This window comes from Ruegeria sp. CDSA079 (assembly GCF_059612245.1).
Map to the genome: position 1 here is coordinate 1 of NZ_JBXWQF010000001.1, position 18,311 is coordinate 18,311.

22 protein-coding genes are annotated in these 18,311 nt (G+C 57.6%); 16 read left to right on the forward strand and 6 right to left on the reverse strand.

What is annotated here, in order from left to right:
• A partial coding sequence (locus AC2FJZ_RS00005; RefSeq protein ID WP_496775618.1) for an EF-Tu C-terminal domain-related protein occupies positions 1-258 on the forward strand: 258 nt, incomplete at its 5' end.
• 1,097 nt (positions 259-1,355) lie between these two features.
• Here the strand turns inward: AC2FJZ_RS00005 and AC2FJZ_RS00010 are convergent.
• Both AC2FJZ_RS00010 and AC2FJZ_RS00015 read right to left on the reverse strand, forming a co-directional pair.
• Entirely contained in the window at positions 1,356-2,273 is a 918-nt protein-coding gene (locus tag AC2FJZ_RS00010; protein ID WP_496775619.1) for a hypothetical protein, read from the reverse strand.
• A gap of 69 nt (positions 2,274-2,342) precedes the next feature.
• Positions 2,343-2,726, reverse strand: a complete 384-nt coding sequence (locus AC2FJZ_RS00015; protein ID WP_496775620.1) for a tetratricopeptide repeat protein — start codon at positions 2,724-2,726, stop codon at positions 2,343-2,345.
• Between the two features lie 416 nt (positions 2,727-3,142).
• Between AC2FJZ_RS00015 and AC2FJZ_RS00020 the strand changes: the two genes are divergently transcribed.
• Entirely contained in the window at positions 3,143-3,784 is a 642-nt protein-coding gene (locus AC2FJZ_RS00020; protein ID WP_496775621.1) for a transferrin-binding protein-like solute binding protein, read from the forward strand.
• A gap of 88 nt (positions 3,785-3,872) precedes the next feature.
• Here the strand turns inward: AC2FJZ_RS00020 and rpe are convergent, their stop codons facing one another.
• Complete coding sequence (gene rpe, locus AC2FJZ_RS00025) at positions 3,873-4,562, reverse strand: ribulose-phosphate 3-epimerase (protein ID WP_496775622.1); 690 nt, start codon at positions 4,560-4,562, stop codon at positions 3,873-3,875.
• Positions 4,563-4,725: 163 nt separating this feature from the next.
• Here rpe and phnC point away from each other — a divergent pair, with 163 nt between their 5' ends.
• The 5 genes from phnC to AC2FJZ_RS00050 all read left to right on the forward strand — a co-directional run bounded on the left by phnC (position 4,726) and on the right by AC2FJZ_RS00050 (position 9,467).
• Entirely contained in the window at positions 4,726-5,547 is an 822-nt protein-coding gene (gene phnC / locus AC2FJZ_RS00030) for a phosphonate ABC transporter ATP-binding protein (RefSeq protein ID WP_496775623.1), read from the forward strand.
• A 66-nt stretch (positions 5,548-5,613) separates the two neighbouring features.
• The gene (gene phnD, locus AC2FJZ_RS00035; RefSeq protein ID WP_496775624.1) at positions 5,614-6,516 is read left to right on the forward strand and encodes a phosphonate ABC transporter substrate-binding protein; all 903 of its coding nucleotides are present in this window, start codon (positions 5,614-5,616) and stop codon (positions 6,514-6,516) included.
• Between the two features lie 67 nt (positions 6,517-6,583).
• Complete coding sequence (gene phnE, locus AC2FJZ_RS00040; protein ID WP_496775625.1) at positions 6,584-7,465, forward strand: phosphonate ABC transporter, permease protein PhnE; 882 nt, start codon at positions 6,584-6,586, stop codon at positions 7,463-7,465.
• Positions 7,462-8,829 carry a phosphonate ABC transporter, permease protein PhnE gene (gene phnE / locus AC2FJZ_RS00045; protein ID WP_496775626.1) on the forward strand — a complete coding sequence of 456 codons (1,368 nt, stop codon included), beginning with the start codon at positions 7,462-7,464 and terminating at the stop codon, positions 8,827-8,829. Before phnE (AC2FJZ_RS00040) ends, phnE (AC2FJZ_RS00045) begins: the two co-directional genes overlap by 4 nt.
• A 23-nt stretch (positions 8,830-8,852) precedes the next feature.
• A complete protein-coding gene (locus AC2FJZ_RS00050) occupies positions 8,853-9,467 on the forward strand; it encodes an LbetaH domain-containing protein (RefSeq protein WP_496775627.1) in 615 nt (204 codons plus the stop codon).
• A gap of 88 nt (positions 9,468-9,555) precedes the next feature.
• Here AC2FJZ_RS00050 and phnF read toward each other — a convergent pair whose 3' ends face one another.
• Positions 9,556-10,266 (reverse strand): phosphonate metabolism transcriptional regulator PhnF, encoded by a 711-nt coding sequence (gene phnF / locus AC2FJZ_RS00055; RefSeq protein ID WP_496775628.1) that lies wholly within the window; start codon positions 10,264-10,266, stop codon positions 9,556-9,558.
• A 103-nt stretch (positions 10,267-10,369) separates the two neighbouring features.
• Here phnF and phnG point away from each other — a divergent pair, with 103 nt between their 5' ends.
• From phnG to phnN, 8 genes are read left to right on the forward strand one after another with little or no spacing between them, the layout of a single operon-like run.
• Entirely contained in the window at positions 10,370-10,828 is a 459-nt protein-coding gene (gene phnG / locus AC2FJZ_RS00060; RefSeq protein ID WP_496775629.1) for a phosphonate C-P lyase system protein PhnG, read from the forward strand.
• A complete protein-coding gene (phnH, locus tag AC2FJZ_RS00065) occupies positions 10,828-11,403 on the forward strand; it encodes a phosphonate C-P lyase system protein PhnH (protein ID WP_496775630.1) in 576 nt (191 codons plus the stop codon). The genes phnG and phnH overlap by 1 nt, the downstream gene beginning before the upstream one ends.
• 3 nt (positions 11,404-11,406) lie before the next feature.
• The gene (locus tag AC2FJZ_RS00070; protein WP_496775631.1) at positions 11,407-12,498 is read left to right on the forward strand and encodes a carbon-phosphorus lyase complex subunit; all 1,092 of its coding nucleotides are present in this window, start codon (positions 11,407-11,409) and stop codon (positions 12,496-12,498) included.
• Positions 12,495-13,091: an HAD family hydrolase gene (locus AC2FJZ_RS00075; protein ID WP_496667656.1), complete on the forward strand. Its 597-nt coding sequence runs from the start codon at positions 12,495-12,497 to the stop codon at positions 13,089-13,091. The genes AC2FJZ_RS00070 and AC2FJZ_RS00075 overlap by 4 nt, the downstream gene beginning before the upstream one ends.
• Positions 13,088-13,948 (forward strand): alpha-D-ribose 1-methylphosphonate 5-phosphate C-P-lyase PhnJ, encoded by an 861-nt coding sequence (locus AC2FJZ_RS00080; RefSeq protein WP_496775632.1) that lies wholly within the window; start codon positions 13,088-13,090, stop codon positions 13,946-13,948. The genes AC2FJZ_RS00075 and AC2FJZ_RS00080 overlap by 4 nt, the downstream gene beginning before the upstream one ends.
• Positions 13,945-14,715, forward strand: coding sequence for a phosphonate C-P lyase system protein PhnK (gene phnK, locus AC2FJZ_RS00085; RefSeq protein WP_496775633.1), 771 nt, complete (start codon positions 13,945-13,947; stop codon positions 14,713-14,715). Before AC2FJZ_RS00080 ends, phnK begins: the two co-directional genes overlap by 4 nt.
• Positions 14,716-14,737: 22 nt before the next feature.
• Positions 14,738-15,421 (forward strand): phosphonate C-P lyase system protein PhnL, encoded by a 684-nt coding sequence (gene phnL / locus AC2FJZ_RS00090; protein ID WP_496775634.1) that lies wholly within the window; start codon positions 14,738-14,740, stop codon positions 15,419-15,421.
• On the forward strand, positions 15,418-15,966 hold the full coding sequence (phnN, locus tag AC2FJZ_RS00095; RefSeq protein WP_496667652.1) for a phosphonate metabolism protein/1,5-bisphosphokinase (PRPP-forming) PhnN: 549 nt from the start codon (positions 15,418-15,420) through the stop codon (positions 15,964-15,966). The genes phnL and phnN overlap by 4 nt, the downstream gene beginning before the upstream one ends.
• Here the strand turns inward: phnN and AC2FJZ_RS00100 are convergent.
• Entirely contained in the window at positions 15,948-16,631 is a 684-nt protein-coding gene (locus AC2FJZ_RS00100; RefSeq protein WP_496775635.1) for a DUF1045 domain-containing protein, read from the reverse strand. The genes phnN and AC2FJZ_RS00100 overlap by 19 nt on opposite strands.
• A 52-nt stretch (positions 16,632-16,683) precedes the next feature.
• Here AC2FJZ_RS00100 and AC2FJZ_RS00105 point away from each other — a divergent pair, with 52 nt between their 5' ends.
• On the forward strand, positions 16,684-17,826 hold the full coding sequence (locus tag AC2FJZ_RS00105; RefSeq protein WP_496775636.1) for an alpha-D-ribose 1-methylphosphonate 5-triphosphate diphosphatase: 1,143 nt from the start codon (positions 16,684-16,686) through the stop codon (positions 17,824-17,826).
• Here AC2FJZ_RS00105 and AC2FJZ_RS00110 read toward each other — a convergent pair whose 3' ends face one another.
• Entirely contained in the window at positions 17,827-18,303 is a 477-nt protein-coding gene (locus tag AC2FJZ_RS00110) for a class I SAM-dependent methyltransferase (protein ID WP_496775637.1), read from the reverse strand. It lies immediately after the preceding gene.
• Positions 18,304-18,311 lie beyond the last annotated feature (8 nt).

Here is an 18,311-nt window from a genome sequence, read left to right on the forward strand (position 1 = left end):
TATATCCTGACCAAGGAAGAAGGCGGTCGTCACACGCCGTTCTTCGCGAACTACCGTCCGCAGTTCTACTTCCGTACAACTGACGTGACCGGCACCGTGACCCTGGCAGCTGGCACCGAGATGGTTATGCCTGGCGACAACGTGTCGTTCGAGGTTGAGCTGATCGCACCGATCGCGATGGAAAACGGCCTGCGTTTCGCCATCCGCGAAGGCGGCCGCACCGTTGGCGCCGGCGTTGTGTCGAAGATCGTAGAATAATCGATAGGCCGGGCTTCAGCCCGGCACATCGGTGAGACAAAGAAGGCCGCCCCACAAGGGGCGGCCTTTTTTTGTTGAACAAAACGTGCCGCTTAAGTTGTTCAGGGTTATTGTCACAGTAGTGTGTCGAGGGTGAAGTCAGACAATACTAGTCGGCTAGAAATTTCTTGTGCTTGTGTGCGTCCAGAATACGTTCGCCAACCTATGGACCCAGTTTCATCGTCGATGACAATCTCAGCATGAACATTTTTCTGATTTCGGGTGCGCTCAGGTTAGAGTCTGGCCAAGGGTATTCTGAAAGCATTCAACCTATCTCGAACTGGCTTCAATGAGTTGCAGCGAAAACAGTTAGCTTGATTGCAATAAGTGGAGTTGTGCGTTCGTGAAGCACAGGGAACTTCACATGTCTCTCGAATGACTTCGTAAACTGAAAATCGCCACATTTTCGAAAGGCTAATTTGAAGAAAAAGAACCCCTCCATCGAACTTAGTTCCATATCGCTCTATTGCTAGCGCTTGCTCACGCTCCAGATCTCTTAATATCAGATCAAAATTCGCATCCAGATGTTCACATGCGTGTCCAAAGTTGTCATTTCTTGTATAGGCACAGCTTTGTGCCGACTTCGCACCATTTATCGTAAATATTCCTGTGATTGGCGCGCGCATTCTCAATTAATCTTTGCAAGCTAAAGGCGGTGGAAAATTCTTGAAGCATAGCTGTCTTGTTCGGTTGAGTGATTGATCGTTTGGGAACCTCATAACGTTCTAAATCTTAAGTCAACAAAACCCCCTTACCAACACCGCCGATGCCCGCGAGTTCTCAACAAGAACGTCAAGGCGGGGTGATTCCCGCCTTTTGGGGTCGATGAGGGTTAGGGACGCGCATTCAGCCTCAGCAAGAATGTAAAAACCGAACCATAGGAAACGGCGCGGGAAGGCGTTTGTGCTGTTCGCGATGATGAAGGGGCGGATTTTCTCCTCAAACAGCGTGGCTGAGGCAAAGGTTCAAACTAGGGTTTTTGAATACCGTTCAGGCTGAGAATACCCGACGAAGGAGGTGAGAACGACTGTTGACGCTAAACACCTGAGCTTTCTCAGTCAGAAACGTCTTTCGAGCCCAAGCTCAAAGTTTGTCTCGGTAAACTTATAAGCCGGGATGTCGGAATCGGTTTGGATGTATTCAATCAGACCAAAGGGGGAAAACCCGTTTCCAATGAACAGATCGTTCTTCTCAATACGCAAACGCGACCCCCAAGACGTTTCATTCGGGTTCCCGGTCAGCAGGGGGCTAGGTGTCTTGAAAGACTTGTTTTCCAGATAGACAGAGGGCTGGAAGGTAAACCCGCCGCGGGCGTCAAATTGGCCGAACACGGTCAGCCTTTTGCGCGTGTAGTTCTCTAGCGCGTCTTCAACGGATTTGTCTTGATAGAACGCGCTGACACCGACCAGGCCGCGGCCACCGACAGAGCGTCGCACACCAAACTCTCCTTCAAAGGAATGCCCGTCAAGCGTGCTGGAACGAGGGCTGTGCAGCTTTGACCCGGTCAAAGCTCCAAATATGGAGCCCCCTAACAGGTTACGCCGTTCAAAGGCAGCCTCCAGCGAGATGCGGTTCTCATAGGTTCGTCCGCCAATCAGCCGGGTTCCTATTGCAGGTCCGAACGAGCTTGTGGTGTTTTCCGACAAGGTGCGCAGGCCAAACCGACCCACGAAGATGTAGTCATCGTAGCGTGAGGTTCGGGCCTCGGTCACGTCGAAGTTGAAGGACGCATAGGCGACAGTTTGCAGATCGGAAAACCCAAGGTTCACGGGTTGTCGAAAGTTTGCTGCGCCAGTGGCGCGAACCCCGATCTCGGACGATGTATCCCGATTCAAAGTGAAAGGCAGGTTGAGACCGGCGAAATTCAGCGTGATCTGATCCGTTTCGTATTTTCTGGGATTGCCGACAGTTGTGAACCTGAGGCTGAGGTCCCAGTCAAAGCCCCGGCGCGCATCAATTTCTCGGATGAAAGCCAAAACACGTATGCGCACCGAGTCGGGCAGATCGCCGGACAGGACAGTAAAGAATTCGTTTCGCGCGCGGTTTCACTGTCGGGCCATGAAGTATGCGCGTGCCAGTTCCAACCGCACCCGGGTCAAGTTTGGGTTTGCAGCCAGAATTGTCGAAAATTTTTCGATGGCGGCCTCGGGACGGCCATTCTGCATGTCAGCCAGGCCACTCAGAAAGACAGCTTCGATTTCAAATTGATCTGCGGTCTGCGAAACGGTTTGGGCCGATTCAGCAGCTGCCTGATGCGTGGTCATCGTGCCTGTCAGGACGACTATACAGGCTGAAACCATCAGAGCCCTGGTGACGCGGAAGGTTTTCATCGCATGGTCCCACAGCGGTTGAAGATCGAAACTTGGCATGATCCAAGAAACAGCGCGTTGCGGGTTGTTCGGCCCCCAAGACAGTGTCGGTCTTGCCATTCAGATTGAAACTGTCGCATTTGAGGCAACACTGAAAAATGCCTTTAGATTGAATTGATAACACGACTTGCGCCGTATGGATGAATTACTACTGTTTCGCCAAAACGTTGACTACGGAGCAGTTATGAATACCAAGATTAGTTGCAGGTTTGCAGCAATATTTCCGATTGTATTTTTGAGCGCCTGCGGCGGTATCGCCGGGTTGGATTTTGATCTGGATGATGATGACTCATCTTCGGGCGGGTCGGGTGTGCAGGGGCCAGTTTCGACGACACCTGCGCCAAAAAATAAACCTGCCGCAGGACGGTACCGCGACATTGAACGGTCGTGCGGTTGTTCAGACTTTTACGACGAATCAAACTACGCGTGCCGTGGCTGTCCAAAGCCAATCGATTCCTTCAAATTCCAGCGTAACCGTGTCTACAAGCGGGGGCGACATCATCGCATTTACCGGTTCTGCTACCGGGTCGAATGTGAATTTGGACAGCCGTACTGGTGACAACGTGCAACAGGGGACAGTTACGGCAGTATTCAATTCCCCGGATCTGGATAGAGGCGCTGTGTTGCTTGACCCGTCACGCACGCGGTTCGAGTATCAAACCTTCGGGTCGTGGATCGAGGGGCGCAACCAAGCAAGGGGAACTGCGGCTGCGGGCTCTTACGGATCGGTTACGCCGACGGCTGACATGCCAACGGGGCGCAACGCGTCGTACCAGGGCGCCAGCACGGGTGTTGCCCGCCTGAGTGACGGCAATCAATATCAAACCAGTTCGAACATAAATGTGACCACCGATTTTTCCAGCGCCACGATTTCAAGCACGAATACAGATGCCACCAGCTTGGTGGTCGGCGTGCCAGACCGGGCTGCGCCTGAGCTGGACTTTAGCGGCTCGGGCAGCATCTCGAATTCCGGGTTCACGGCGACGGTTGCAGGGCCTGGCACTAACGGCGAAGCATATGGTGTGTTTTATGGGCCAAACGCCGAAGAAGTAGGTGGAACCTTCCAGGTCACAGGAGCGAATGGGGTATCTCATATCGGTGCGTTTGGCGCCGATTGATCCGCATGACAGAGCCCTCGGACATCAAGGGCTCTGTTGCTTTTGTTGGGGCTGAACGGCGTGTTTGGCTCAGCCCCAGATCTCAGAATTACGACAGGGCCGACTCGGCCGCCGCCCGCACGGCCTGAATGTTTTCGCCGTACACTTCTGGTTTCGTCACTGAGCCACCTTTGAACACGGCTGATCCGGCGACCAGAACATCTGCGCCTGCTGCCGCGACCAGCGGGGCGGTCGTTGGATCAACACCACCGTCGATTTCGATATGCACCGGGCGGTCGCCGATCATCTGACGCAGCTTGCGGACCTTGCTGGTCATGTCGATGAATTTCTGCCCCCCAAAGCCCGGGTTTACGGTCATCACGCAGACCAGATCAGTGAGGTCCAGCAAGTGCTCGACCGTTTCAGCCGGAGTTCCTGGGTTCAGTGCAACACCGGCTTTCATTCCAGCGGCGCGAGTTGCCTGCAGCGTGCGATGTGTATGCGGTCCGGCTTCGACATGCGCGGTCAGAATGTCAGCCCCGGCATCCGCGTAGGCTTGGATGTAAGGGTCAACTGGTGTGATCATCAGGTGCACGTCCATCACAGTTTTCACATGCGGGCGAAAGGCTTTGACGGCAGGCGGGCCAAAGGTCAGGTTCGGAACGAAATGGCCATCCATGACATCCACGTGGACCCAATCCGCGCCTTGTGCCTCGATGGCCTGAATTTCTTGCCCGAAATTGGCGAAATCAGCGGACAGGATCGACGGTGCGATCTTGATGGTGCGGTCAAAGCTCATGGTGGCCTCGTATCAGCTAAAGAGTCGCCGATGCGTATACCTGCGGGGCAACGGGTTGGATAGCCCCAGCACACCGGGGTGCGTTACAAAACTTTCACGACGATGACACATATTCTTTGAACGGTATCTGTAGCTGACCGCCAATACGAATTGGGGGTGGCCTGTGCTGCATATCAAGAAACTGACCAAACGCTTCGGTGACAACGTCGCGGTGAATGCCGCGACGCTGGATGTAGACAAGCCCTGCATGATAGGGATCATCGGACGATCTGGTGCAGGCAAGTCGACGCTGCTGCGGATGATCAACCGACTGACGGATGCCAGCGACGGTGAAATCCTGTTCGAAGGCCGCGATGTGACGCAAGTGAAGGGCCGCGACAAGCGCGCTTGGCAGGCTGATTGCGCCATGATCTTTCAGCAGTTCAACTTGGTGCCGCGCATGGATGTGGTGTCGAACGTTTTGCACGGAACGCTGAACCGCCAGTCGACACTGGCCACTATGTTCAACCTGTTTCCGATGGATGAAATCCATCGCGCAATCGACATCTTGGACCGTCTGGGTATTGCCGAGCACGCGCCGAAGCGCGCCGAGGCCCTGTCGGGCGGCCAACAACAACGTGTCGCCATCGCACGCGCCCTGATGCAGGACCCAAAGATCATTCTGGCAGACGAGCCCATCGCTTCGCTGGACCCGATGAACGCTCAGGTTGTGATGCAGGCGCTGCGACGCATTTACGAAGAAGATGGCCGTACCGTTATCGCCAACCTGCACACGCTGGATACCGCGCGTCGCTATTGCGACCGCGTGGTTGGTATGCGCGACGGGCGCATCGTCTTTGACGGCTTGCCCGAGCAGCTGACAACCGGTGTTGCACGAGAAATTTACGGTGCCGACGCCAGCTTCTCGGAAGAGGCGACATCGACCGAGATCGAAACTCTGGACGCCACCCAGAAGGCCCTGATGGAAGCGGAAGCGACCATCTGAGCCACCAACCCCCTTTCATCGCCCGGCCCGATGAAAGGCCGGGGCAATCAAACTGGAGAGAGACAGATGAATAAACTGATTGCTGCCATTGCGGCTACCACTGCGCTTGCCGCCCCGGCCATGGCTCAGGACATCAGCGAATTTCGCATCGGGATTCTGGGCGGTGAGAACGCTCAGGACCGTCTGAACAATAACGAATGCCTGCGTGAATACACCGAAGAGGCGCTGGGTGTTGAGACCAAACTGTTTGCGCCTGCCGACTATAACGGTGTGATCCAGGGTCTGCTGGGCGGCACCATCGACATGGCATGGTTGGGCGCGTCGGGTTACGCCAAAACCTATCTGAGCGATCCTGAAGCGGTTGAGCCGGTTCTGGTTAAGGTGAACGTTGATGGCGGCTACGGTTATTACTCGATCGGGTTTGCCCGCAAGGACAGCGGCATCACCTCGCTGGATGACATGAAAGGCAAGACCTTTGGCTTTGGCGATCCGAATTCGACCTCGGGCTACCTGATCCCGTCCATCGAAATCCCGCAGGCTACTGGTGCCACCATGGATTCGGGTGACTACTTTGGTGAAGTGAAGTTCACCGGCGGTCACGAACAGACCATCGTCGCAGTCAACAATGGTGATGTTGACGGTGGTGTCACATGGGCTGACGGTCTGGGCAACTGGGAAGACGGATACAACTCGGGCGCGCTGCGTCGTGCCGTTGATGCCGGTCTGGTCGACATGAACGACATGGTTGAAATCTGGAAATCCAAGCCGATCCCGGAAGGTCCGGTTGTTCTGCGCACCGCGCTGCCTGCGGATGTCAAAGAAAAGATGACAGCCCTGATGGCTGGCCTGCACGAGAAAGATCGTGACTGCTTCTACGGCGTTGCCGCAGGTGAGGCGAAAGCGTTCGAGCCGATCACGCATGATGCCTACGAAATCATCATCGAAGCACGCAAGCTGAAGTCCAACTAAGCCTGCATATCCAATGTTCGGGGTTCGGTGGAAATCCGGCCCCCGTTTTTCCACTCAGGAGCATTCCATGACAGACCTGACTGCTGGGTCCCCGACCGTCGATCAGATCCGCGACGAATACACCGCGATGGCGCGACGCAAGAGGGTCTATGGTGGTATCCTTCTGATCTTGTTCGTGGCCATGATGGCCGCAGGATTCCGCACAGCCGACGGCCGCAATGCGGGCAGCTTCATCGACGGCTGGCGACGGATTTTTGACTATCCGACCGAGGTTCTGTCCGAGGCGTGGGAAAAGATCGCCGAAATGCCGGCGAACCTTGTTGAGTTCTTCCCGGCGCTTGTTGAAACCCTGAATATTGCCGCAGCGGCCACTTTGGTTGGTGCAATATTGGGAACGTTCCTGTCGCTGATGTCGACGCGCGGCATGGCCTACTGGCCGTCGCTGATCCCACTGTTCCGCCGTATCTCGGATGTCTTCCGGGCAATCCCCGAGATCGTCATCGCGTTGGTTCTGATCTTTGTTCTGGGTGGTGGCCCGGTTCCTGCAATGATTGCGATTGCCATCCACACCGCGGGCGCGCTGGGCAAGCTGTTTTCCGAGGTCAACGAAAACGCTTCGCTGAATCCGGTCGAGGGGTTGCAGTCCGTCGGCGCCAACTGGTCCCAGCGCATGTATCTGGGTGTGATCCCGCAAGTCGGACCGAACTATGTCAGCTATGCGCTGTTGCGGTTTGAAATCAATATCCGCGCCTCGGCCATCCTTGGGTTCGTGGGTGCCGGTGGTCTGGGCTATGAGCTGCGCAACGCCATGTCCTGGGGGCAGGGGCGTTATGATGAGGCTGCGGCCATTTTCCTTTTGCTTTTCGTAACAATCGTCGTCGTAGACCAGCTGTCTGGTGTCCTGCGCGACCGTCTGACTCATGGGTCGGAAAAAGGAGCCTCGGCATGAGCACCTTCGCAACCAATCTGTCTGTCGATGAGCTCAAGGCTGAAGCGGACCGCCTGTTCAGCCGCAAGAGGCTGATGAATTTCGGGTTGCCCGCTCTGGTGCTGGCTTATCTGGTCTACGTCTTCTTCGCCTTTGACGTGCCGGGAATTGCATCGCGCGCGAATTGGGAAAACGGCAAGACGCTGGTGTCTGACAGCTACAGTTACAAAACCCATATCGAGCGTGACAACCGCACCGGCGAAGTCTCTGCCGCGATCGAGGGCGAGCGCAAAGGCGCATATCCCGAAGGTCAGGCCCCGGATTGGGTGGCATTGGGCGAGACAACGGTGATTGATCTCGAAGATGGTCACGTTGTGCGCTTTGGTCCTGAGACGGTGGAATATGACATTCCCGGCTATGGCACCATCCGCGCGACGCCTTCGCGGGCAGCCGGTGTGCAGGCGGAATTTCCCAGCAGAGAAGTCCCGGACTGGATCAACGTATCCAAGAACCGGCTGGCTGTGACCACTGACGCGGGTCGTTTGACAGTCACGCGCAACCGGTCGGAGGTGTTCCGCTATTTCACAGGGTGGGAGCTGTTCTGGTTCACGCTCGACAGTCCTTACTATGGAAAGTCGTTCCCGGAACTGGCCGGGCGCGCAGCGTCGGGCGAAGCGGGTGCGATCTTCAATGATTTCTGGACCAACAAGATGTGGCGGCATCAGGACGTGGCTTGGGCCATCTTTGAAACGATCCTGATGGCGTTTCTGGGCACGCTGGGCGCGGCCATGGTCGCCCTGCCGCTGGCCTTCCTTGCGACACGCAATTTCAACCCGATGAAATCCGTCCGCTTTGCAACGCGCCGTGTGTTTGACTTCGTTCGCGGCGTGGATGCGTTGATCTGGACCGTAGTCCTCGCCCGCGCCTTTGGTCCCGGACCGTTGACGGGCGCACTGGCCATTCTTGTTACGGATACGGGGACCTTCGGCAAAATTTTCTCGGAAGCGTTGGAGAATGTGGATCAGAAGCAGATCGAAGGCGTGCAGTCCACGGGCGCAAACGCCCCCCAACGGTATCGGTTTGGGGTTATCCCTCAGGTCACGCCTGTCCTGCTCAGCCAATTGTTGTACTTCCTTGAATCCAACACCCGCAGTGCGACGGTGATTGGTGCGATCACAGGCGGTGGTATTGGTCTTTTGCTGACACAGGCGATTATCACGCAGAAAGATTGGGAAGAGGTCGCCTATTACATCGTGCTGATCATCCTGATGGTGATGCTGATGGATTGGTTCTCGGGGTGGCTGCGCAAACGTCTCATTCAAGGTGAAACGGGCAAAAAGCGTAAACCGCGCGATCCCAATCGCAAGCGGTTCCTGCTGCCCTGAACTGAGTTAAGGAAGTCAAGAAAATGGCCAGGCTTAGTGCGGATCAACCGTTCATCCATCCCGACTGCCAAGTCACAAACAGCAGCTTTGGCGCATATGTGGAAATTGGCGCAGGCAGTCGGATCGCGAACTCGAACTGGGGGGATTACTCCTATTGTGACAGGACGTGTGATATCGCAAATGCAGAGATCGGCAAATTTGCGAATATTGCAAGCTTCACGCGGATAGGGGCCACGGATCACCCGCTGGAAAAAGCATCTCTGCATCATTTCCACTACCGTTCGGCGGATTACTGGGACGACGCAAAGGATGATGCGGACTGGTTCGCGCGTCGCGCCGGTCGGACGGCCCGGATCGGGCACGATACCTGGATCGGACACGCCGCGATCATCAAGCCGGAAGTCACGATTGGCAACGGAGCAGTCATTGCATCTGGGGCGATTGTCACCAAAGACGTGCCACCTTATACGATCGTTGCTGGCGTAACCGCCCAACCTATACGTCGCAGGTTCCCTGAGGATGTGGCGGACCGGATGGAGCAACTGTCCTGGTGGGACTGGGACAACGCGCGTCTGAGGACAGCTTTGCCCGATTTTCGAAACATGCGCGCTGAGGCGTTCCTGGAGAAATACGAATAGGTTTCGCAATCGTCTGGCCAGAGCTCCCGCGCCCAACGGGATGAGATCTCCGTAAGGAGGTCGAGGACGAGCGGGAGACCTTGCGGGTCTATTCATCGTTCAGTGTCAGCGTGACACGCTCTCCCGCGAAAACGGTTCTGCCATATTCTACCGGTTGGCCATCGGGGTCCGCGTTTACGCCGACCGAGAACAAAACCGGAGCCCCTTCAGACAGTTGAAGCTGTAAGGCCTGTGTTGCCGTTGCACCGCGTGCGGTCAAACGGGTCGAGATGCGCGTGTAATCTGCGATGCCGCAAGCCTGCAGAGCTTTTGTGACAGACTGCGTTTCGGTCAATGTCTGCACCAGATCGGGAAAACGCGCTGCTGGAAAAACGCTTTGAAACACGGCCACAGGCTGCCCGTCCGCCAACGAAAGGCCATCATAGACATGCACAGGATCACCCTTGTCCAAACCCAGGGCGTCCGCTTCGGCTTCATCTGCCGCGCGTGTGGTGAGGGTCAGAATTTTCTTACCCGGTATTTTGCCGCTGGCTGAGATGTTCTTGTGATATCGCACCCTTTTGCCGATCGGGTAATCCGTTGGTCGCGCCGCCACAAACACGCCTGCGCCACGCCTGGCGTGGACCAGACCTTGTTCTGACATGTCGGCCAGTGCGCGCCGCACCGTGTGGCGATTGACGCCATACGTGGCAGCCAATTGTGCCTCGGTCGGCAAGCGATCTCCGGTTTGATAGCGCTCCTCGGCGATGTCCGAAGTCAGGCGCAGGGCTATGCTTTTCCAGATCGGTGTTTTGTTCATGTCATCAAATCTTCACACAGTTGCAGATTGCTCCTCGGAAGCCAAAAGGTTAGTATTTGTCTAGTTGTATAGTTCATGTAGACAACCCGGCCAAGAGGCTTTGATGACAGAAAACACAAATATCACGACCGAGGCGCGGAAGGATTGGATGGGCCTGCTGGCCCGTGCGCCGGATGACGCTCTGATGTCGCTATGGGACGGCATTCAGAACCGCCCGAGTTTTGAATGGCTGCGCAGTCCCGAAGTGGGCGGCGTCATGGTGCGTGGACGCACAGGTGGCACCGGAGCACCGTTCAACCTGGGCGAAATGACCGTCACGCGCTGCTCGGTCGTGCTGCAGGATGGCACGGTCGGTCACGGATATGTTCAGGGCAGGTCGAAGCCCAAGGCAGAAGCTGCGGCATTGGTTGATGCCATGATGCAGACGTCGGCTGCGGGTGATTTGCAGGCACAACTGCTCGACCCTTTGCACCAGCAGATGCAGGCGGTCAAAACCGCGCGTGCCGCCAAGGCAGCCGCCACAAAGGTCGAGTTTTTCACGCTGGTTCGGGGGGAAGACTGATGGCGGCACAAACACAGTTTTCCGGCGGCTTTGAAAACGTACCTGTCCAGGCCGCCCATGCGTTCCGCGCGGCCATGACTGTCATGGCGCGTCCGGGTGAAATCCGCGCCCTGACGGGTATTGAGCCACCTGCGCCCCTGTCCCTGGCGGCTGGCACGCTGTTGCTGACGCTGTGCGATCCTGAAACAAAGGTTCATCTGGCAGGTGATACTGACACTGATGCGGTGCGCAAATGGCTGACCTTCCACACAGGTGCGCCGATTGTGTCTGCGGACCAGGCAGATTTCGCCGTTGGAACGTGGCGCGCGCTGGGTCCGCTCAACACCTATCGCATCGGAACGCCGGAATACCCGGATCGGTCTGCGACCCTGATTGTGGAATGCGACCAGCTTGAACAAAGCGGCGCCGTTCTGAGCGGCCCGGGGATCAAGACCACCACACGACTGTCTCTGCCGGACATCTCAGCGCTTCAGGGCAATGCGACGCTCTTTCCTCTGGGGTGCGATTTCTTCTTTACCTGCGGTGACAAGATCGCGGCCCTGCCGCGCAGCACGCAGATCAGGACAGAGGGCTAAGCGATGTATGTTGCTGTCAAAGGGGGCGAAAAAGCCATCGAGAACGCCCATACGTGGCTGGCCGAAGAGCGCCGTGGTGCGACAGATGTGGCGGAGCTGACTCTTGCGCAGATCCGTGAACAACTGAGCCTTGCGGTGAACCGCGTCATGGCTGAAGGGTCCTTGTTCGACCCCGATCTTGCTGCACTGGCCATCAAACAGGCGCGGGGCGATCTGATTGAGGCGATTTTCCTCCTCCGCGCCTACCGCACGACACTGCCGCGATTTGGCTATTCCAATCCGGTTGAAACTGGTGAGATGGCCTGCGACCGCCGAATCTCGGCCACGTTCAAGGATGCGCCCGGGGGGCAGGTTCTGGGGCCGACATTTGATTACACGCACCGTTTGCTGGACTTCAAACTGGCAGCTGATGGTGAAATCCCCGAGGCTCCTCAGGGCCCCGCACGTCAGGAACCGACGCCCCATATTACTGAATTTCTGAAGGGTGAGGACATCATACAGGATGAACCGGCGAGTGATGAGACCCCGGGTGATCTGACGCGTGAACCGATGGAATTTCCGTCCAACCGTCCCCTGCGCCTGCAATCGCTGACACGCGGGGATGAGGGGTTTATACTGGGCATGGCCTATTCCACCCAGCGTGGCTACGCCCGTAACCACGCTTTTGTAGGTGAGTTGCGGATTGGTAAAGTCGAAGTGGAGATGGACATTCCCGAGCTCGGTTTTGCCATAGATATCGGTGAGGTCGAACTGACCGAGTGTGAGACGGTGAACCAGTTTACGGGCTCCAAGACCGAACCACCGCAGTTTACGCGTGGCTATGGTCTGGTCTTTGGTCAGTCTGAACGAAAGTCCATCGCGATGGCGCTGGTTGATCGTGCGCTTCGTTGGGAAGAGCTGGGCGAAGACAATCTGGGTGCCCCTGCGCAGGATGAAGAATTTGTCCTTAGCCACGCAGATAACATTCAGGCCACCGGTTTCCTCGAACATATCAAACTGCCGCATTACGTCGACTTCCAGTCTGAACTTGAGCTGGTTCGTAAACTGCGTCGCGAGGCTGAAGAGCGTATTACGCAAAAGGAGGCCGCAGAATGAAGGCTGTCGTTTTTGACATCGGAAACGTTCTGATCCAGTGGGATCCACATCTGGCCTGGTTGGACGAGATGGGTAGCCGCGAGGCGGTAGCAGAGTTTCTGACCCGCATCGATTTCCAGGATCGGAACCTGAGGGCAGATGGCGGCGAGAACTTCACCGATCTGGCGTCTGAACTGGATGACGCCGAAGACCGGCGACGCCTGGGCGTTTACGTCGAACGCTATGCCATAACCGTTCCGCACAAGATCGAAGGGACCTGGCAGGTGCTCTATCGATTGAAAGAGCAAGGCACCCCGGTTCACGCGATCACCAATTGGTCAGCGGAAACTTGGCCTGTTGGCGTCGGCGCGCATCCGGAATTGGGCGACGTCTTTGGCGTGACCGTCGTGTCCGGGCAGGAAAGGCTGTTGAAACCGCAGCCCGAGATTTTTCATCGGTTATGTGAGCGGGCCGGGCTTGCTCCTGAGAACTGCATATTCATCGACGACGGGTTGCACAATGTCGAAGGCGCGCGCGCCGTTGGCATGGATGGCATCCACTTTACCACGCCTCAGGCGCTGGAAGGCGCGCTGATCGAAAGAGGTCTCCTATGAGCGAGTACAATTTCGCCTATCTGGACGAACAAACCAAACGAATGATCCGCCGGGCGATCCTGAAAGGTCTGGCCGTGCCGGGCTATCAGGTGCCCTTTGCCAGCCGCGAGATGCCTATGCCTTACGGCTGGGGAACGGGGGGCGTACAGGTCTCGGCCGCGACACTGACGCCCGAGGATACGTTCAAGGTGATCGATCAGGGCGCAGATGACACGACGAATGCGGTGTCGATCCGCAAGTTCTTTGAGAACACCGCAGGGGTTGCCACCACGGAAGAGACGGAAAAGGCCACTGTCATCCAGACCCGCCACCGCATCCCCGAGGCGAAGCTGCGTGAAGACCAGATCATTGTCTATCAGGTTCCGATCCCTGAGCCGTTGCGCTTCTTGGAACCGCGCGAAACCGAGACGCGCAAGATGCACAGCCTTGAGGAATACGGGCTGATGCATGTGAAACTGTATGAGGACATCAGCCAGCACGGAGCAATCTCGACCGCTTATGCCTATCCGGTGAAAGTGTCTGGCCGGTATGTGATGGACCCGTCTCCGATCCCGAAATTTGACAACCCAAAGCTCGAGATGGATGCGATCCAACTGTTCGGCGCCGGGCGTGAGCAGCGTATCTATGCGGTGCCGCCGCACACCAAGGTCGTGAGCCTCGATTTTGAGGATTACCCGTTCGAGGCGACCAAGGCCGATCATCCCTGTGACCTGTGCGGGGCCGAGGACAGCTATCTGGACGAGGTCATCATGGATAACGCAGGCAACCGGATGTTTGTCTGTTCCGATACCGATTACTGCCGGTCGCGCCGCGAGGCAGGCCATGTGGGCCGACTGGCCGAGGAGAACGCGGCATGACCCCCCTGTTGCAAGTCAAAGGCATCGAAAAGCGCTATGGTGCGCGGGTCGGATGCACGGAAGTGAATTTTGATCTCTACCCCGGGGAAGTGATGGGGATCGTCGGTGAAAGTGGCTCGGGCAAGTCGACCTTGCTGAATTGCATGGCCGGTCACCTGGAGCCGGACGCCGGGCAGGTGATCTTTGATACTCGCGTGGACGGACCTGTGGACACGGTTACCATGTCCGAACCCGAACGCCGGATGCTTAGCCGCACCGACTGGGCGTTTGTGCACCAGCACGCGCGCGACGGGCTGCGGATGTCTGTCAGCGCGGGCGGCAATATTGGTGAGCGGCTGATGGCAGTCGGCGACCGGCACTATGGCGACATTCGGGACACGGCCGTCGACTGGCTGGGCCGGGTCGAGATTGATGCTTCTCGCGTCGATGACCGCCCCAGCGCGTTTTCCGGAGGGATGCAGCAGCGTTTGCAAATTGCGCGCAACCTGGTGACAGGTCCTCGGCTGGTGTTCATGGACGAACCGACCGGAGGGCTGGACGTTTCCGTTCAGGCGCGCCTGCTGGATCTGCTGCGCGGGCTGGTGCGCGAGATGGGGCTGAGCGCCATCATCGTGACGCACGATCTGGCTGTGGTGCGTCTGCTGGCGGACCGGTTGATGGTGATGAAAAGCGGTCATGTGGTCGAGGCCGGACTGACCGATCAGGTGCTGGACGACCCGCAACATGCTTATACGCAGTTGCTGGTGTCCAGCGTTCTGCAGGTTTGAGTATTTGGGAAAAGATGAAGCGATGATTGAACTGATCGATGTAAGCAAAAGCTTCACCCTGCATAATCAGGGCAGCGCCGTGATCCCAGTGATGGAAGGCGCGTCGCTGAAGGTTGAGCCGGGGGAATGTGTTGCTTTGACCGGCTCGTCCGGTGCAGGCAAATCCACGCTGATGCGTGTAATCTATGGCAACTATCTGGCGGCCTCTGGTCAGGTATTGGTCGGGGGGGTGGACGTTGCCAAAGCCGCGCCGCGCCAGATCCTGTCGCTGCGTCGCGACACCCTGGGTTATGTCAGCCAGTTTCTGCGGGTTGTCCCCCGAGTTCCGACGCTAGAAGTTGTGGCAGAGCCACTGCTGTCTGTAGGCTGTGACAAACAAGTGGCGCTGGACAAGGCGGCCGGGTTGTTGAAACGGCTGAATATCCCCGAGCGTTTGTGGACCCTCAGCCCCACGACATTCTCTGGCGGTGAACAGCAGCGGGTGAACATCGCGCGCGGCTTTGCTCATGAGTATCCGGCGATGTTGCTGGATGAGCCAACGGCGAGCCTGGATGCGCAGAACCGGGAAACTGTTCTGTCCCTGATCGAAGAAGCAAAGCACCGCGGTGCTGCGATTGTTGGGATTTTCCACGACCTCGAAGCACGTGAGCGGGTTTGCGACCGCGAGGTCAATGTTTCGGACTTTACACCAGGGCTGGCCGCATGACGCTTGCCCCTGTCATAGCCGTTGTCGGCCCCTCGGGCGTCGGCAAAGACAGCGTCATGCAAGCGTTGGAGGCCCGTTCGCCAGGCGTCCAGCGCTTGCGGCGTGTGATTACCCGCCCCGAAGGGGAAGAGGGCGAGGATTTCGACCGGGTGTCGGTCGAAAGATTTCAGCAGATGGACCGCGACGGTGCCTTTGCGTTGAGTTGGCCTGCGCATGGGCTGTTTTACGGCGTGCCGAACGCGATTGCGCAGCAACGGCAGGAGGCCGACGCTGTTCTGGTCAACCTGTCTCGTGCGGTTTTGGTGCAGGCGCAGGAGGTCTTTGGCGATCTGATCGTGATCTCCCTAACTGCCAAAGCCGAGGTTCTGGCACAACGACTGTCCTTAAGAGGGCGGGAAAGCGCGGGTGAGCAAGCGCAGCGGCTGGGTCGTGCCAAAGCGCCTTTACCCGACGGTTTGAAGCGGGTCATCGAAGTCGACAACTCTGGTGCGTTGGAAGACACCGTCGCCGAGATTCTGTTGCGACTTCAACCGGAGAGCGCATAGCGATGGATCAGGTGAAACCGCCCATCTTCAGCCTCGCCCATCAGGGCCAAATCGGTGATCTGAAAGGGTCGCGGCAGCAACGGGGCGAGATGGGTCTGCAGAGCGTCTTGGGTGGCCCTAAGGGTCGGTTTGTCCAGCTTGCCGCTGAGCGTGATGTGAAAGCGAAACGCGTCCAGCACGTAAGGATATCCCCACTGAACCAGATTGGCGTCCTGTTCCGGGGTCAGCCCGGCGGCGCGGCGGCGGGCCAGTTCAGCCTCAGATGCGGTTTCGCGAAAACCGTCCAACTCCTGAACGCAGGCGTTGGCCAAGGTATTCAGCGCTTGCATTTCGCCCACCGGACGCAGAGCGAGAAAGCGGCCAAGCCGCGCGATCTCGAGACCATCCAACGTGACAGGCGGCTGGTTGGAGGCGAGCGAACCGCAAGCCATGTGCAAGGCCTCGTACGTATGCCCGTTGCGCAATCGGAAGGGCGGTTTGAGCGTTGCGTGCAGCCCGTATTTTCGCGGTACCGCCGTAACGGCGGCAACGTCGATGCCCCCAATGACCGGATGAGCGACCGAAGTACCGGCTTCCATGTCCCAACCCAGCCAGCTGGTTGCAAATTTCGTCCACTCGGCCCGTGCGGGTGGCGCAAAATAGATCGCGTATCGCGTGAATGTCACATTGGCCTCCTATTGCGTGGCCTTCCACTACCTCAAACTGTGTGAAGCTCAGATGACAGAAGACTTGATCCTTGCCAATGCCACGCTTGTGTTGCCGAATGAAACCGTAACCGGCAGCGTCCGGATTGTGGGTGAAACAATCGCCCAGATTGATACCGGAAACGCGGTTCCGGCTGGCGCGATTGATTGCGAGGGTGACTATGTCAGCCCCGGCCTCGTCGAGCTGCATACGGATAACCTTGAGCGTCACATTCAACCCCGCCCCAAGGTGGACTGGCCACATGCCGCTGCGATCCTTGCGCATGACGCGGAACTGGCCAGCACCGGGATCACGACCGTGTTTGACGCCATGCGCGTGGGGTCGATCCCATCAGGCGCGGCGCGCTACGGCAAATATGCCCGTGGTCTGTCGCAGGAATTGTGGGACCTGCGGGAACAGGATGCCCTTAAGATCAGTCACTTCCTGCACCTGCGGGCTGAGGTGTGTTCAGAAACTCTGCTCGAAGAACTGGATGAATTTGGGCCAGAGGACAGGGTTGGTCTTGTGTCCATTATGGATCACACCCCCGGCCAACGACAGTTTCGTGATCTGAGTAAGCTTGAAGCGTACTTGAAAGGCAAACATGCCATGGACGATGATATGTTCATGCAGCATGTCGCCCAGTTGACGGGACTTCGGGATCGCAATGGCGATGTACATGAAATCGAAACCGTCAAGGCCGCCCGTCGTTTCGGGGCCGTTCTGGCCAGTCATGACGACACAACCGAAGATCAGGTGAAAGTCTCTGCCGGTCACGGCATTCGCCTGGCCGAGTTCCCGACCACGGTCGAGGCAGCGCGGGCCTGTTACGATCACGACATCAAGGTCATGATGGGCGCGCCGAACATCATTCGCGGTGGCTCGCATTCGGGCAATGTCGCGGCGCGAGAGTTGGCCGAGCTTGGGCACCTGGACATCATGTCTTCAGATTATGTGCCGTCGGCCCTGTTGCTGTCGGCGGCCATGCTGGGTGAGATGTGGGATAATATGGCGCGCGGGATGAAAACGGTGACGCTGGCCCCGGCGCAAGCGGCCGGGTTGGAAGACCGGGGCGAATTACGCGCCGACGCCCGAGCCGATGTCATCCGTTTCCGGATGCGAGCGGGTGTTCCGGCCCTGAACTCGGTCTGGGCGCGCGGTCGGCGTGTGGCGTAGTCAAGCAGTGTAGAAAAGATATCGGTCCGGGGCGATCGTCTCGGGCCCTTTGATCTTGTTGAAACCGACAAGGGGTTGGCCGGAAATCAGCAACCCGCCGGGCTGCATGACCTGCGCGATCAAAGGGCTGAGACGCGCCGCCTCGGCGACATCTTCCCTTTTGATCCCGCGACCAAAATCGTAATGCGCCAACGCTATCCTATGCCCATCTGCCGCCAGTTTCTGCAGCATTGGCTTGGCCTCGCCTTGTAGGAAATCCTCGGCCGGAGGGGTGCTGTCCGGATGGCATTGCAGCACCCGATCCATCACCCAGATACGGCGTTCCGGAAGGATTTCGCGCAGGTGATCATAGGTGCGGCCGTTGCCCAGCCCCATATCCAGAACATCGCCCGACTGACCGGTGATCCGCTGGGCTGCCCAGTTCAAACCGTCGCGTTGAGCCGTCAGTCGGCGCAGCATGGAATCCAGTCGACTCATGGTGATGT

Bases quoted from the DNA above. Each gene is read 5' to 3' on its own strand.
- AC2FJZ_RS00015 (WP_496775620.1), bottom strand. From the start codon at position 2,726: ATGGCAAGACCGACACTGTCTTGGGGGCCGAACAACCCGCAACGCGCT.
- rpe (WP_496775622.1), bottom strand. From the start codon at position 4,562: ATGAGCTTTGACCGCACCATCAAGATCGCACCGTCGATCCTGTCCGCT.
- phnD (WP_496775624.1), top strand. From the start codon at position 5,614: ATGAATAAACTGATTGCTGCCATTGCGGCTACCACTGCGCTTGCCGCC.
- phnE (WP_496775625.1), top strand. From the start codon at position 6,584: ATGACAGACCTGACTGCTGGGTCCCCGACCGTCGATCAGATCCGCGAC.
- phnE (WP_496775626.1), top strand. From the start codon at position 7,462: ATGAGCACCTTCGCAACCAATCTGTCTGTCGATGAGCTCAAGGCTGAA.
- AC2FJZ_RS00050 (WP_496775627.1), top strand. From the start codon at position 8,853: ATGGCCAGGCTTAGTGCGGATCAACCGTTCATCCATCCCGACTGCCAA.
- phnF (WP_496775628.1), bottom strand. From the start codon at position 10,266: ATGAACAAAACACCGATCTGGAAAAGCATAGCCCTGCGCCTGACTTCG.
- phnG (WP_496775629.1), top strand. From the start codon at position 10,370: ATGACAGAAAACACAAATATCACGACCGAGGCGCGGAAGGATTGGATG.
- phnH (WP_496775630.1), top strand. From the start codon at position 10,828: ATGGCGGCACAAACACAGTTTTCCGGCGGCTTTGAAAACGTACCTGTC.
- AC2FJZ_RS00070 (WP_496775631.1), top strand. From the start codon at position 11,407: ATGTATGTTGCTGTCAAAGGGGGCGAAAAAGCCATCGAGAACGCCCAT.
- AC2FJZ_RS00075 (WP_496667656.1), top strand. From the start codon at position 12,495: ATGAAGGCTGTCGTTTTTGACATCGGAAACGTTCTGATCCAGTGGGAT.
- AC2FJZ_RS00080 (WP_496775632.1), top strand. From the start codon at position 13,088: ATGAGCGAGTACAATTTCGCCTATCTGGACGAACAAACCAAACGAATG.
- phnK (WP_496775633.1), top strand. From the start codon at position 13,945: ATGACCCCCCTGTTGCAAGTCAAAGGCATCGAAAAGCGCTATGGTGCG.
- phnL (WP_496775634.1), top strand. From the start codon at position 14,738: ATGATTGAACTGATCGATGTAAGCAAAAGCTTCACCCTGCATAATCAG.
- phnN (WP_496667652.1), top strand. From the start codon at position 15,418: ATGACGCTTGCCCCTGTCATAGCCGTTGTCGGCCCCTCGGGCGTCGGC.
- AC2FJZ_RS00105 (WP_496775636.1), top strand. From the start codon at position 16,684: ATGACAGAAGACTTGATCCTTGCCAATGCCACGCTTGTGTTGCCGAAT.
- AC2FJZ_RS00110 (WP_496775637.1), bottom strand. From the start codon at position 18,303: ATGAGTCGACTGGATTCCATGCTGCGCCGACTGACGGCTCAACGCGAC.